Genomic DNA, 14,811 nt, shown 5'->3' with positions numbered 1-14,811 from the left:
AGAAGTACCGTCGGATCCCAGTAGACTATCCAACGACTGAGGGAAAAGTAATTCACACGAGACTTCCTTGTAACGAGGTACAACGTGCCCATCTACAATCTATATAAAGAGCGGGAAGGGACGGCGCGACGCGGGGAGGACTATAAGGAAGTCGTCATCGAGTACATGGAAGGGCTGAATTACATGGTTGAGCGGGATTCAGCCTTCCACTCTACGCTTGACGATATTCAGTTTGTAAACAAAGCTACGGGCGATAAAGTGGTAGCCGAGGCAAAAGCGTATTCCACAGGCCTCAGCCCGAACGATTTTAGAGACGAATTGGCCCGGTATTTCCTCGAATATATCAAACAACCCCAACCCCACCGGTTTGACTTCTATATTTTTACGGAGACACTTTCTAATGACCAGCTCTGGAAAGCCCTGTTCGATCGTGATGTCACCGATAATCAGAAACTGGTCGACTTCTACGAAAAACTCAAAGACAGCGTTAACGATGAGGTCGTAGATCGGCTAGATGATACTGATGTAGATGAGTTCCGGGATTTTGCTATCGATACCCATGTTTTCGTCGGTACATACGATGATCTCCGTCAACAAGCTCATCAACTCGAGAAAACAGAACGGTTCCAGTACGAACCATATCTTCACTCGTACGAACCAGTTTCAGAGGAAACAGAATATGCGACGAATCTGTTTCAGGTAACCCGCTACCCTGAGACACTGTACATCATAGATACGACGGAGGAAGCCGAATCTGCTCGCGTCTATAATTACAACAACGAAGCGTTCCCCATCAAGCTTCACGAGCGGAAATTATATTCGCTCGTTCATCCGGACCATCTTCCGGGGTCTACTCGTCATTACATACATGAGGACCGTTTCGAAACACGAGAGTTCGAGGAGTTCCTCCGAACGCGGGCTCAAGAAGAGGAGCGTGAAAACATCGTAAGATCGCTTCTCAGGGGAATTTTCACTCTCGTTGCGAGAGATAACGATTGTCTCATCGACCGTGAGAAGGGAACAACTGTATACCCGGAACTAAACCGCAGACAGCACGGTTCCAAGCGAAAACTAGGTCGATCGTGGGTTGCAAAGGAGTTAGACTCCTACCCCGATGTCATCCATCGTGGTGTCAAAGTACGAGTGCGGCGCTATGCGGAAGAGTACTACTACGTTCTGCTACCCACACAAGTCTTCACTTCTGACGGTCGTCGGCCTGTAACAGGCGAGCGTAAATCGCGGCTCCAAAACGACTTCTCGCCAAATCGTTTCCACGCCCAGAATAGTAAGTACGACCGCCAGCTGCGTGTCTGGGAAGAGTTGCTGATGTCGGATCAGACCCAGCTTGATCGATTTATGGGTGGAAAGATACCCGTCGTAAAGGAACTCGAAGTGACCAGAGTTGACTCGTTGTCCCTCAATGTCCGCCCGCCCAAAGACGGAGACGAACGTGATGAGCTCATCGAGTCAGCGTCTGATCTCGAAAACACAGGTGGAATTGAACAATGACGCCTGAAGATTCCCCGTTCACGCTTCGTCACCTCGAGGAGCCAGAGATTCAGTTTGAAGGAGGTACTGAAACCTCTCCCAAACGTGGCCTTATCAGATATGGTCCACGGCTCTATGAAGAAGGACACCACACAATCAAACTCGGGATTATCGGCGATCGAGATTCGATCCGCCGGTTGACCGAACTACTTCACGATATGGAGGTCGGGATCCATCCAGGAACGAGTGATAATCCGTGGCAGGTTCCGTATCCCGGCCTTGGTAAGAGTTCCCCGCTCAATCTCTCCATCAATGCAAAGAAGGGTTGGAGACGCCAAATTCGCCGACGAGACATCCAATCTGTTACGAGTAAATCGACCCCCAGAGATCGGATGGAGCGATTCCTGAAGCTAGTGCGGAAAGACATAGAGATAATCGAACGGGATTCGGTTCAGCCGAACGCAATCATCGTCTGTATTCCGCAAGAAGTGATGGACGCGTGTACTCCTGAGAACCAGGACCATGCGCGAATCCAGTCGGAAGGTTCTGACCTGCGAAATCGAATCAAGCTGATCGGGATGGAGGCTCGAATCCCCACACAGCTGATTAAGCCATCCACACTTGCAATCCGTACTGACCGACAGCGAGCATCTCGGGCCTGGAATCTCACAGTTGGACTTCTATACAAGTCACAACGAGGGCATCCCTGGAAAACTCGGCAGATCGAAGATGGGCACTGCTACGCAGGACTCTCGTTCTACAGAGAGCGAGACGAAGGAGATGATGTAATTCGAGCTGCTCTTGCTCACGTCTTTCACGGACGGGACCATATTATCCTCCAGAGCGATCCACTCCCGGATATCACCGAGGACGAGAATGGATCTCCCCACCTCTCATATGAGGCGGCTAGGCAGGTAGGTGAGCAGATTCTGGAATATTACGAAGCTCAGAAAGGGACACGTCCCAGCCGGTTCGTCCTACATAAGCCATCTGTCTTCTGGGAAGAAGAACGTGAAGGGTTGCTTGATGCCACAGACGGTGTTCGCGATTTAGATCTAGTCTGGGTTCGTAGGCGGCCAAAGGTCAGGTTGTTCCCGCCTACGGATTATCCCGCCATGCGGGGAACCCTCCTGAGCGTCCCTGATGACGACGTCCACTATCTCTACACATCCGGATATGTCCCGGAAGAGACGACCTATCAGGGGAGTGGAGTACCATCACCGATTGAGATCCGACCTGACGAGATCTGTGAGACACCCTCGTTAGAGATCTGTAAGGAGATTCTCTTTTTCACAAAACTCGACTGGAATACATCGGACTACGCAATTCGGATGCCCGCAACCGTGAGTGTTGCAAAGCGTGTCGGTACAATCCTCTCCGAGGTAGATACGGAGTCCATTTCAGAGGTTCGGCCACAGTATTTCTACTATATGTGAATCGGTGAGTGAGAGGCTTATTCGTCTGAATCAGAGATTGGATCTAGCTGATAACCAGCAGACCGCAGAAATTCGCAGATATGCTCAACCTCCTGCTTCTCCTCAGGGGAACTCGTCCCGAGTAGTTCTTCAATTACCTGCTCTCCATCTTCACAGAGAGTAATTGATTCATTGAAGGGGGTGTTTTCCAGTGGATCTCGTCGCTCATCAATCACGATCGGCTGCCACCCGCCCTGGTACTGGTATCGGTAGAGGGTGATCGTGCGGACGGTGTCTTCGTCGACGAAGAAGCTCGTTTGTTCGCGTTTGCTGGCGACCGCGATCTTCCCGCTGTCGAGATCCGCAGCAAAGTCCTCGAAATTGTGGAACTCAGCGGGAACCGGCCCATCGACGACGTGAGTGATAACTCCCGGCCAAGTAAACCCATAGACACGCTCGAAGAAGCTGACACTATTGTCGTCGGGAGAATCAAACACGAGGAGAAGATCGCCCAGCTGGAGTTCTGTACCGTCTACGCTGATATGCGATGAATATGGATAGGCGTCGCCGTCGTCGAGGACTTCAATATCCGGCTTCGGCATATTGTCCGAGTCTAATCGGAGCCACAAAGAGATAGCTAATGGAGCACGCCAGATTTTCCCGAACGCTCAAGAAGTGCATCCCTCCCGCCATCCGGACCCCTCACGCCAGTTGGATCGACGTCGTATCCTTCTCGACCAAGCAAGTCAACAGCTAACTGTTCCAGTCTCGCACCATCCCCGATAGCGCGGAGATTTGCTTCAAGAGCAGTATTTGGCATCTATTGGTTCATCTGGGAAGTCCATGCTTACAAAACTACCCAGCTACTGTGGCTGCTTTGTTGACTTCTCTCGGTTATCGAGGAATTGATCACACCACGTCGGAAGGGAATCCATCGGTCCATTTTCAGTCACAGTCCCATCGCCTGCAATCCGGGTAAACACGCCGTCCCGCCCCCACGCACACACGACTGGCTCTTGTTCTTGGTCGGGTCGTGTCACGATTCGGTGTTGGAGTCGCGACGTATCCTCACTCACATCCTGCAGTACTGTGAGGAGCTGTCCTAGAAGTGGATGACCTGGTGCAAGATGCTGAACCGATGGGAACTCGTCAGCACACACAGCCGAGAACGTCACCGCGACTTCATCATCAGCAGTCGCAATAGCCTGTGCAATCGTCTGTTCCCCATCCCCGGCTGGGACCTCAATCGGTGCATCACCTACTGAGAGGCGATATGTACTGTCCGCAAAGTCGAAGTCCCCGTCATCGTACTCGAAGTCAATCTCGTGAACCGGGGTGAATTCAACACCGGCCTCGGCAAGCGCATCGTTATCGACCAACACTGACTGAAGACTCGGTGTCTCGAACGGGGGTTGATACTCGTACTCCTCCTCGCCGACGTCGACGAGATCCGGGTGACTGTAGGACTGCCACGCATCAAGTTTTGCTTCGTCGACGACGTCCTGAGCGACGAGGTCGTCGACGTCCTCGAGTGACTCTCCGACATCGACGCGGTCGCCCTGATCGCGTTCTTCGAGTTCTTCAGAGAACTCGCGGTCAGCTGATTCGACCGCAGACTGGTCGTCAGCGCTGTCCGCGTTCAAGGTCGCATCCCGAATCTGTTGGCTGACGCCGGAGAGTATGGGTTGCATCTCACCGACGACGTTTTCGAAGAGGCCAATCCGGTCGTCAAGTCGATCGTAGATGTCCGTCTCAACCGTATCCTCGTAGCTGTAGTTGAGAATGCGAATCTCGTCGAATCGTTGGCCGATACGGTCAATCCGACCGATACGCTGTTCAACTCGCATCGGGTTCCACGGCAGGTCGTAGTTGATGAGCGCCCCACACTCCTGGAGGTTTAGCCCCTCACTCGCGGAGTCGGTACAGACGAGGATATCGACCTGCCCATCATCACGTGAGAATTCACGCTTCACGCGCTCTTTCCCGACGTGCTCCCACGTTTCAGAATCGGGGTCGTACAGCTCGCCGCCACGACCAGAGTACGTCGCGATTGTTGCACCAAGAAGGTCTGCGAGACTGTCCCGGATGAAGTCCATTGTGTCCGCGTACTGCGTGAAGACAATCACCCGGTTGTGGCCAGCACGGTCCAGCTCGTCGAGGTCGTTGTACAGCTGCTGAATCTTCGGGTCTGTATCAACCAAGTCTAAGTCGTTGACGAACGCTTCCAGGGCCTCGATTTCTTCCTCGATAAGCTGTTTCCCCTCTTCAGTCACGCTCGGGATGAGTTCAGAGAGGTCCAGGTCGTCGCTACTAGCGTCGAGTTCATCCAGAACGTCCCCGTCGTCGAGGTCCGCGTTTTGTAGCGTTTCGAGGACGACCTGCTCCGCATCACCATAGTCCCGATCACGAGCGCGTTCCCGTCCGGCAAGCACGGTTCGTTGAGCCCGAAGCGTCTCAAGCCGGTGTTTCAGGCTCTGACTGATCGCATAGACACTCGACGTGAGTCGCTGTCGGTACGTGGTCATCACGAACCCGATGGCGCGTGTTTGGGCTTCGTCAGTCTGTTGGGCTCGCTTGTAGAATTCACGTGTGTACTCGTCGATCTGGTCGTAGACCGCCCGTGTCTCCTCGGTGAGTTCGATTTTCCGTTGTTCGGGATTTCGGTTCGGAACGGTCGTATCGAGGAGACCGACCGCCTCGTACTTCCGGAGTGTATCCCGTGTATTCCGGTGGATGAGCGCGTCGACGGGCGTGGACTCTGCGAGAACATCGCGGATGACTCGCCAACCGCCCGGGGAAAGTTCGTCAAGTGCGTCCTGTCGGTCGCTGCGGGACGCCATCAACCACTCGTCGGCGTCTTCAGGATAGAGGAGCCGTTTGAGTTTCGTATCCTCGCTCGCCTCGAAGCGGTCGATGTCATAATCTGCCATCGCGTCGTCGACATGGTCGAGATAGCCGTCGTAGGCGTCTCCATAGGCTCGTGCGAGCCGGCACGCGGTCAGCACACGCTCTTTGGCAATGGCACGGTCCTGTCTGTCCTCATTGATCTCGAGCTCGTCTGCAAGGTGCTGGAAGACTTTTGAGGAGAATGATCGGTCCGTCGGGAGCCGGTCTTGGTGTTCCAGTCCATCGAGCGTGGCTTGCGTGTCCCAGGAAGCCTCCGCTTCGTCGGACTCTGAACTGGGGTTGTCGAGAACCTCGTTGAGGGCCCGCGACAGCCCGTCTCGGGTTTCGAAGAACTCCATGAAGGTATCTCGGTTATCCCAACCACCCGGAATATCTAGCAATTGCATCAGATCGTAGAGTTCGCCAGAGTGCAATTGCATCGGGGTAGCCGTCAGGAGGTAGTAGGCGTGCGTATAATCGCGAAGCTGTTCGAGAAGAGCGTAGAAATTACTGCCACGCCGAGCGTTGTGCGCCTCGTCGACGATGACGGCGTCCCACACGCCCATCCGGTCTTCCGTATCGTGGTCGCGTCCGCGACAGCTTGCCGGGATGACGTCCCGAGACCGGTCGGATACCCGGTCTAAGGGAGCGACCTGATCCCACCGGTCGTCGAGACGAGCCGTGTGCCAGGACATTATGACGACCGTCGGCCCATCCAGCGGCGACGATGCATCGGCATCAGTCGACTGCTGTTCGTAGAGGAACCGCCAGATGGGGCTGTCCGCCCATCCGCGCTTCCCAGTGAGGTCGAGGTCCGTTGCCGATGGTGGATAGTGGTCGCGACCGCGGACGTCCCGGAATACGTGATCGCCCGCTGTATCCCGGTCGAATCGGACGGCGTTGATGTTGAACTTCTCCCAGAGCTCTTCCTGCCACTGCCGCTGCAGACTCGCCGGAACCAGCAACAACCCGGTTTCAAGCTCGCCGGTGAGTCCAAGCCGGGAGAGCGTCAGGCCGGCCTCGATCGTCTTCCCGAGTCCCACCTCATCACACAGCAAGAAGCTCTGTGGATACGTATTGACGAGTGTGTCCGAGACAACTCGTTGATGCGGCCACGGCGTGATCGTGCTCGCTTCCTCGGCCAGTGCGAGCCCACCGGGCGAGAGTGGTCCATCCTGAATGATGTTCGCTTTGTCGCGCTCGGTCGGCGGAGCTGTACCGTTCGCGATCTGAATCGCTTCCTGGAGATCGCTCTCGGTATCTGGGGCTTTCCAGTCGATGATGTCCTCTTCGATCGCCTCGGGGAGGTCATACACTTCGACAAAGGGGTGTTCATCACTCCACAGTCGCTCGAAGGTCTCCTCGTCGCCGGCGACGTAGTCCGCCTGTTCAGGAACCCACGAACGGTGGACTTTGAACCGCTCGTAGTTGCGAGCCCAGCCGCCGACCGTCTCGTTGACGCTGCCCTCGAACGAAATCGTGTTTCCGTCGCTATCGTGGAAGAGTCCAACTTTCGGATGGAAGATCTCCCAGTCGTGAGAGGGAGAGCGTGGATAGGCGACCTTGATGTGGATCCGTCCCTCGCGGAGGAGACGCGCGAGAATACGGAGGTTCGCATCCAGGCGTTCGTCATCGAGGTCCTCAAGATTTTCCTCGAGACGGTCGGTGAGCGTCTCTAGAACCGGACGGTCTGACTCGTAGAGTTCGGTGCCGACGATGAGACGCATTTCACCATCGTTCTCGACGAGGGCATGAATGCCGTTGGCAGCAGCCGCGAGTGCCGTACTGGAGAAGTAGCCCGCAATCCGGTCGTATTGCTGGCTGCGTTCCAGTGCGGGCTCGTAGAAGTCCTTGACTAAGTGGGCTCGCCCCTGCTCGGGCTTGCTCTCGTAGATCGACTGCCACTCGCGGTCACGCAGATTAGTCATACTGGAGGGGTTTCGAGTTAGGCGTGGTCACCGAGTTCGCTCTGTTCTAGGGTGTTTTCCGAGGGGTCAGTGAAATCGGTGGGGGTGAATTCCAGACCAAGCGCATCGTGGGTCCGGCCTAAGGCCAGGTCGCGAGCAGCTTCCCATTCAGAGTGATCCTGGGGGAGTACCTGCAAGAGTGCTTTTAAAGTGGCTTTGAACGGAGCATCCGTATCGAAATTCCGTTCCTTGAGCCAATCAATTGCAACGTCTTCACCTTGCTTCTCGTAAACATGCATCGCCGCGTGAACCGCATCCAGTGCAATTGTGAATGAGATAGCATCTGGATCGACTGGTTTCCGGCTAGACCGGTCCTCTTTTGGGAGAGTTATATCCTGAACTCGATCGTCGTAACCGCGCAATTTGATGTCTCCTCGGCGCTTTCGCCAGAGTTTGGTTGATCGCTTGATATCGTCGATATCAACCCCAATCCCGAGTCCTAATTGGTGCCCCTCGTCGTAGTTGAATGTGTCTGACTCGTGAACAAGCCACGAGAGGACATACCACTCTGTAATGTCGTCCAATTCACCAAGACCTTCTCCCTCTAGATACTCATCGACAAGAATCTGTGTCACCGCTTCACGCGCTTCCTCTAATGCACGCCGCGGTGGTACTGGTTCATCTTGATCATCAACAACAGGATAGGCATCAGCGTACACTTTTAGAGTTGGCCCGAATGCAGAAATGATAACATCAGTCTTCGTGAGAGAGAGGCCTGAATCAAGAAGGTCTCGTGCAGCGTCTTTCGCGGCTAACCTTGTGTCGGCGCGCACATCGCTCCAAAGAGTCGGCACATCGCTATCAAGTGGGGATGAGCCCTGGGTAGTCTTCCGTCCAGTAAGCAACAGAGTACTATCAGCCGATCCGCTATCCTGAGTGTCGATTCTAGCCGGCATTTCACTAGAAATCGGGTGTGTTGATGTTATTGTGAACCCAGAGTTGATTAAGGACTTAGTGAGGGTGTCCCAAGCATCTGTTTCTTTATGAGTGAACATCACGGTCATTACTCCACCAGGCTCGAGAACGCGGTATAGTTCTGAGAATATCTCACTCATTTTCTGCTCATATTCATTATTTGCTAGTTCTCGCTTAGAATCAGAGCCGCCAGCAATACCTTCAAATCGGCTGGGATTCGCGACCGCTTCGTCATCCTTGTTTGTGAGATCTGACTGGAACTGGTCAGGATAGACGTCGTCCAAATATTCCTTCATCCAGACGTAGAACATATCCGATAATTCAGCGTACATGATACTGCTATAATAGGGAGGGTCTATCACAACTGCCTCGATCTCGTTATCCGGATAAGGTAGATTCGCAGCATCCCCCGTAGATAGTTCCGCGGGAGAAGCATCATCGGGAAGATAAGATACTAGTTCTTCATAAGATTCAATTATTTTCCCAATAGCAGATTGATAGCTCCCCATACCACCGACTGACATATTGATATCTGCAAACGATTTAGCAAGGGACAGGTGTTTGCCCCCCATTGCGTTTGAGGGATATCCTTTCCCAGTATGCCACGGTGAAAAGCGGGAATTATAGTCAACGAGTTTACCCGGGACTAAGGAGAGAACAGTCAGAAGCGCCTCTGCTTCATCTTCCGGATGCTCTTCTTGAATTTCGTCTTTCCTATCTTCAAACGCCCTATAATACTCGTAGTGAGAAACCAGCTGGCGTGGAGTGAACATATCTCTCCATTCATGAATCCCATGTTCCCGTGGTTCCCGAGTCTTTTCGCCTTCTGGGAGAGGAGTAGTCAAGAAGGACGCAAGATCAAAATCAGACTCAATACGTTCTTCAGCGCTCTCTAAAGCTTGATAATCAGCTTCATTAGGTGCTCGGAAGCTGTAGTTACCAGAGGAGTCCATATAACGGACACAGATAATGTCATAACTGAACTCCCCGTCTTGATGCATATCTACGATATCCTCCGATTCAGTGACTATCCCACAATTTAGACACTCAGCATCACCACCTCGAGAAACTGTCCCCTGTTTATGATCAAATCCGTCTAGTTCCTCCTCCGTCGGCTCAATGATACAATCGTACTCGATCGAGCCATCTTCATCCACTTCAGGAACAGAGATAACCGTATCTGCACTCCTTCGGGTACGAATGGACCATTTCGAAACTAACGGTATGTCTGTCCCACAATCGGGACAAGTAACGACATGAGCGCAGACATAAGAATCAACGGAGTCATGCTCTCCTTCCGAGGGGAAATACTGTTCCAGTTTCTCCTCCGCGAGATTATCAATACGCTGGCTCCACCGCTCTAAATCGTCCTTTAATGACCCAACGCTTGGTGCGTAATTCAACAATACCTGTAATATTACCGATGGAACGGGGTTTAGCTCGTTAGCTTTAGTCGGCAAACCGTATCTGATCGCCTCGTATGGAATTACACCTCCACCCGCACAAGGGTCTAAGACGGTTGGAAGTTCACCATCCCACGTCTCTTCCAGTATTTCATGGATTTCATCTCTCTCTTTTTTATTCGGAGATTGTGTAAATGGACGTGGATAACCGTAATGGTCGCCCAGAGAACCGCTTCTATCGCCCTCACTAGCTTTCTTTTGTTCAACGTACTCCGAGATATCCCCTTCAATTCCTTCTTTGGGGCCAATTTGAATCCAGCTAAGTATTTGATCAGAATCAACATCTTCTGGGAGGATTGAGGCCAAAGTCGCTAACCTAGCCGCAGGTGTAGGGCGACGGGCAAACCAAGGGTGAAGGTAGCGATGGGGAGGCATATGTTTGGGATTTGCCTCCTTCAGGTTCTCTATCCCTACGGCTTTCAGCGGGAGTTTCCCCTCTATTGCAAGATTCTGTCCTTCAATAGCATCCGGGTTAGACTCGTTCTCGTTCATTGTTCTATTTGATGTGGTCCGTCAGCAACACTCGAAGGGCCTTTTCGCCGTTCGGACTCGACGGAGACCGACACTTTGCGTACCAGTAGTAACACTCCTCATCGCTCATCCGTGCAACGCCTCGAGCCAGCGACCGCATCCGGTCGATACGCTGGATCGGCTTCACGCCACGGAACGCAACAGCAAGCCGGACGCCTGCCGTTTCGGGTAGGAACACGAACCCAGCCCCCCCAGTGAGAACTTCTGATGAATCTCCTGGTGTGCCTTCAATCGCCTCCCGGACGACATCCTGGAGCGCACGGACGCGGGTCGGGTCAAGCCGTGCGACCTTTGCGCCGGCCCACTCATCCCACGTCCAGCCATCGAGCTTGGAAAGGAGGTCGTCCCCAGCGATGTCCGAGACGAGATCCTCAACTGGTGTGATACTCAACGAACGACCATCCCGCTCCAAGCGATCACGGCGGGCTTCAGCCTGTTCGCGAGGGAGTAGTTCATGGAGTGTCCACTCTCCGCCACCGTCGGTCTCTCGTCGGACGAGCGTGAACGTTGGGCGTCCACCGAACATACTCGTCCCGTAGCGAACCAGCCGGTCCTCCTCTGTTCCCTCGCCGGGTGAGGTCTCAAATTTCGAACCGCGACTCGCCATCAGACCGTCACCTCCGAACTCGACCGGATCGGGCCACGCCCTTCGACCCGGACGTCGATGTTGCCCGCATCAAGGTCGTTATCGAGGGCAGCGAGGAGGTCATCACCCTCGTCAGTAATTGGTTCGGGCTCGTCAAACTGGAAGCGGAACTGGATGGTCTCTCGATCATCGCCGAACGAGCCGGGCTGGTCGATCACATTCCGGAATCGGCTCGGTGAGCCTGTGAATTCTGCGCTGTACGTCCCGTCGTCAGTTCGGGTTTCGTACTGCATTCGGACCGTCACCGCGTCCTCACGGGCTTTGAATCCGGGGCGCTGGCTGACGAACTTGGCCGCCTGGAAGGGATCCTCTCCACCGACTTGGATTGTCACTTCTTCGATCAGCGGCGTCCGGTCAGTCCCGGCCTTCGATTCCGCCTCGCGACGGACCTCCGAGAACGCCCGTGAGGCAGACATCATCTTCTTACTCGCCTCCCAGGACTCGTCGGGCTGGCACTCCTCGCAGCGTCCGCGTGCGTCCAGCAACTGCTCGCTAGCGACCTCTTTTCCGCAGGAGCTACAGGTCGTATCGGACTGGTGTTCCTCACAGTAGTAGGGTTCGCTGCCTTCTGGGTTTTCAACCTCCGCCCCACACTCGGCACAGGTAGCAACCGTCTGTTCTGGCCGGTCGATTTCGTCGAGGTGATCGTCGACGAGCGCGTCGATATCTCGATAAACGACGAAGGCACTCCCGATTTGGACATCGCTGTCCCGAATCGAGGTGTCGACATCGGGGGATTTCGCGAATGGTTCCGGATGCGGCCACGTTTCAGGCTCCGTTGTCCCGACCCAGTACGCTGTCCCAGACTCGCCATCCCAGTATGCGTACCCGTGGTCACTAACGAGGGAGGAGACAGTCTCTCGAATCGGTTTTGTGCTGAAGAGGTAGTCCAGCCCCGGCTTCTTCGCGTATTGGTTGACCAGCGCTTCGGTGGACATAGCGTCCTGGGTCTGCTGCCAGAGTTTCTGTTGGACGTGAGCGGACCCACGAGCGCCGGCGTCGCGTTTCACGATCTTATCCTCGAGCGTTGTCTGGACAGCGTCGACCAGTGTCGTCCCGCCGTTTGATTCGGTCGCACCGATGGTGATGTGGGTAAGCCCGTCCCGGTCTGGGTAGTAGAGGTGCCGGTAGACGTTCCGAACGAGCTCTCCGAGCATCAACTGTGCCTCGTCGCTCCGTTCTCGAAGCTCCTCGATTTGTTCTGAGGAGAGGTCGGCTTTCTGCTCAGGGCTATCAAGCAGGGCCTCGATGGCCTCGAGACGCCGAGCCTCGTCGATCGCTGCATCCATTCGATCAGCGTCAGGGGCGAGGAACAGAGCGTAGTTCTTGTAGATTCGCGTCTCAGTCTCTCCGTCGTGTTTTGCGGCTTGCTGCTCGTAGAGCTGAGTTACCCGGTTCGGCGGCGTATCGCCGCCGTCTTCGACAGCAGCGGTGTCCGGATGCATTACCGCAAGCTTCGGCGTGTCCGGTGTATCCGGTAAATCCGCCGGCGATTCAGGGAACTCCACTGGCTGGAAGCCACCATCCCCAATTTCCTTCGAGGTGAGGCGGTTCTCGAAACGCGAATGAGCGCTCGCTTCGGGGGTAGATTCGATCCGCTGGTCGATGATTCGGATCAGGTTTGGTTCTTGTTTGAACCGGAGGCGCTCTTCTTCGTAGAGGAAGTAACACGCGACGTCCATATCGTCGCCTCGGAGGGCGGATAGTGCGGCATCGTAGTCGTCGAAGTTCAGATCGGGATGACCGATGGCGAGGTTCAAATCGGCGTGAGTTAGGCCAGCGGCCTGTTCACCATATGCGAGGCTGTGCCAGAGAACTGTCGTTGTCAGATGGGTTCCAAGGGGCGGGAGACCGTTTTCGGTCCATTTTCGGTCCTCAAGCTGGGCGTGCGCGGTACCGTCGTCGTCGTAGATGTCGGCAGTCACTGCGGGACCGAGATCGACGAAGTCGAATAGGCGCTCACGAAGGATCGTCTGAATCCCACCGCCAGGATCGTCATCAGCGACTGTGAGGTCGTAGATCCGAATCCAGTGGCGGTCGTAACTGTCGGGCTGGTGATTCCAGAGGTAGTAGACGGCTCGAGCAAGCAAGCGGAGGGCATCACGCGTGCGCTGGAATCGAGGGATCGTATCGATCTTGTCCGTGAGAGCGTCAATTAAGGAGGGATGGAAGGGGTATTCGCGAGCGAGGACATCCACGTAGCCAGCGTCGGTGGCTTCCTGTGGATACTGCCGGTCTTCCTGGTCATAGAATTGGAAGTATGAGTCGGCGGCTTCGTGCGCGGCGTTTTCTGGAACTTCCGAGAAGAGTCGGTGCTGAAGGACTTGTCCGATCTCGTTTTCGTCGGTCGGCGTGACCGTCTTGTGCTGCCGCCGGCCAATCTCATTGACCTCCTCGATATGGTCACGGACGCCATCACGAACCCGGTCAGCCTGCTCACCAAAGGCCGTATCCGCGATAGAGTAGACGACCGTGACGTGCTCCGATTCGGCAGCCGCTTCGAGGAGCGCCATCACGAACGAAAGCGTCTGATCGGCGAGTGTCTTGTCGCCGACAGGCGTGCCCGCGGCCTTGTTCATGTAGTCGGCGATTTCGTCGATCAGAATGAGAGCCGGCTGGTCGTACTGAGCGAAGAGTTTCGAGAGCGTCCCTTCACCGGGTGCGTCCTGGTCTTGATCGTAGTCCTTGAGATACTCGTAGCCCTCAAGTCCGTAGAGCTGGTACGCGAGCTCCCCCCACATCGTCCGAGTGTTCGGAGCATTCGGGTCATCGTCGGCATGGCGGGCATCCTTGCTATCAGCCTTCGTTCCGATGAAGACTCCCGTCGCAATATCGAGGCCATCTGCCACCGCATCTTGATAGTCGGCCGCAAGCTCCTCGTCGCCGTCCAGCAGGTAGTGTGAGAGGTCGTCAATATCTGCCGGGTTCTCAGCAAGATGGTAAGAGGCGATGAGGTCGTGCGTTTTCCCACCACCGAACCGTGTGTCGAGACAGAGAATGCTCGAAGTATACGAGCCGGGGTCGTACTTTGTGGTCGCCAAGAAACGCCCCGTGAGATTGGAGAGCAGCGTGCGGAGACCTTCCGTGGGATAGGTCATATCGTAGAACGAGTCGGGGTCTCGATAGACTGGTGCTGCCTTCTCAGGGTTGTGGACCACAGTCGAGAGTTTCGCAGCGAACTGTTCCTCCTGGAGCGAGCCGTCTAAGACATCGTCTCGGGGCTGGCAGCTCTCGAAGAGAGAGGGATACTCACTACTCATCGATTTCCTCCGTGGGTGAGGAATCAGCTTCTGGTTTCGAGACTATTACGAATTCACACTCCGTGCTGTTCTCGATGATCGCCTTGGCGATCCCCTTCGACTCGGCGACATCGACCTTGATAGCGTCTCCAACCTCCGCATCGAACTTATCGAGTTCTGGTCCCGACAGATTCACCCGGCCCGATTGGCCGGTGTTCTGTCCAATTGTCTTCTGCGTCATCTGGATAGTCACATCACCTA

At 54.8% G+C, this 14,811-nt stretch carries 8 protein-coding genes; 2 read left to right on the top strand and 6 right to left on the bottom strand.

Going from position 1 to position 14,811, the window contains the following annotated elements; genetic code table 11:
- Positions 1-84: 84 nt before the first annotated feature.
- Both ACOZ4I_RS19230 and ACOZ4I_RS19225 read left to right on the top strand, forming a co-directional pair.
- The gene (locus ACOZ4I_RS19230) at positions 85-1,509 is read left to right on the top strand and encodes a hypothetical protein (RefSeq protein ID WP_424005495.1); all 1,425 of its coding nucleotides are present in this window, start codon (positions 85-87) and stop codon (positions 1,507-1,509) included.
- The gene (locus ACOZ4I_RS19225; RefSeq protein WP_233255205.1) at positions 1,506-2,924 is read left to right on the top strand and encodes an argonaute/piwi family protein; all 1,419 of its coding nucleotides are present in this window, start codon (positions 1,506-1,508) and stop codon (positions 2,922-2,924) included. Before ACOZ4I_RS19230 ends, ACOZ4I_RS19225 begins: the two co-directional genes overlap by 4 nt.
- A gap of 17 nt (positions 2,925-2,941) precedes the next feature.
- Here ACOZ4I_RS19225 and ACOZ4I_RS19220 read toward each other — a convergent pair whose 3' ends face one another.
- The 6 genes from ACOZ4I_RS19220 to ACOZ4I_RS19195 all read right to left on the bottom strand — a co-directional run bounded on the left by ACOZ4I_RS19220 (position 2,942) and on the right by ACOZ4I_RS19195 (position 14,791).
- The gene (locus tag ACOZ4I_RS19220) at positions 2,942-3,505 is read right to left on the bottom strand and encodes a hypothetical protein (protein ID WP_424005494.1); all 564 of its coding nucleotides are present in this window, start codon (positions 3,503-3,505) and stop codon (positions 2,942-2,944) included.
- A gap of 261 nt (positions 3,506-3,766) precedes the next feature.
- A complete protein-coding gene (locus tag ACOZ4I_RS19215) occupies positions 3,767-7,717 on the bottom strand; it encodes a helicase-related protein (protein WP_424005493.1) in 3,951 nt (1,316 codons plus the stop codon).
- A gap of 17 nt (positions 7,718-7,734) precedes the next feature.
- Complete coding sequence (locus ACOZ4I_RS19210) at positions 7,735-10,626, bottom strand: DUF1156 domain-containing protein (protein WP_424005491.1); 2,892 nt, start codon at positions 10,624-10,626, stop codon at positions 7,735-7,737.
- A gap of 4 nt (positions 10,627-10,630) precedes the next feature.
- Positions 10,631-11,272, bottom strand: a complete 642-nt coding sequence (locus ACOZ4I_RS19205; protein WP_424005490.1) for a DUF7680 family protein — start codon at positions 11,270-11,272, stop codon at positions 10,631-10,633.
- Positions 11,272-14,571, bottom strand: coding sequence for an ATP-binding protein (locus tag ACOZ4I_RS19200; protein WP_424005488.1), 3,300 nt, complete (start codon positions 14,569-14,571; stop codon positions 11,272-11,274). Before ACOZ4I_RS19200 ends, ACOZ4I_RS19205 begins: the two co-directional genes overlap by 1 nt.
- Complete coding sequence (locus ACOZ4I_RS19195; RefSeq protein WP_424005487.1) at positions 14,564-14,791, bottom strand: hypothetical protein; 228 nt, start codon at positions 14,789-14,791, stop codon at positions 14,564-14,566. Before ACOZ4I_RS19195 ends, ACOZ4I_RS19200 begins: the two co-directional genes overlap by 8 nt.
- Positions 14,792-14,811: the final 20 nt, after the last annotated feature.

Origin of the sequence: Haloarcula salina (assembly GCF_049603855.1) — an archaeon.
Classification (GTDB): domain Archaea; phylum Halobacteriota; class Halobacteria; order Halobacteriales; family Haloarculaceae; genus Haloarcula; species Haloarcula salina_A.
Note: the sequence above shows the minus strand (reverse complement) of the source record. Positions and strands in the feature narration are given on the sequence as shown.